This is a genomic window from Brevundimonas sp. GW822-FHT03E11, from assembly GCF_058801445.1.
Map to the genome: position 1 here is coordinate 267 of NZ_JBXANG010000027.1, position 467 is coordinate 733.

Annotated in this window: 1 protein-coding gene; it reads left to right on the forward strand. The window is 70.0% G+C overall.

What is annotated here, in order from left to right:
* Positions 1-467, forward strand: a 467-nt coding sequence (locus AC1RKE_RS16045) for a YDG domain-containing protein (protein WP_492897490.1), incomplete at both ends; no start/stop codon positions are given.

Here is a 467-nt window from a genome sequence, read left to right on the forward strand (position 1 = left end):
AACAAGACCTATGACGGCACGACGGCGGGCTCCGGCTCGGTCGCCCTGTCGGGGGTCGTCAGCGGCGATACGGTCGGCACGACGGCGGGAACCTGGACCTTCGCCGACCGCAACGCCGGAACCGGCAAGACGGTGACGGTCAGCGGCGTCGGACTGACGGGGGCGGATGCGGGCAACTACACCGTGACCATTCCCGCCACGGCCCTGGCCGACATCCTTCAGCGCAGTCTGACCGCCACCCTGACGGCCTCGAACAAGACCTATGACGGCACGACGGCGGGCTCCGGCTCGGTCGCCCTGTCGGGGGTCGTCAGCGGCGATACGGTCGGCTCGACGGGGGGAACCTGGACCTTCGCCGACCGCAACGCCGGAACCGGCAAGACGGTGACGGTGAGCGGCGTCGGTCTGACGGGGGCGGATGCGGGCAACTACACCGTAACCATTCCCGCCACGGCCCTGGCCGACAT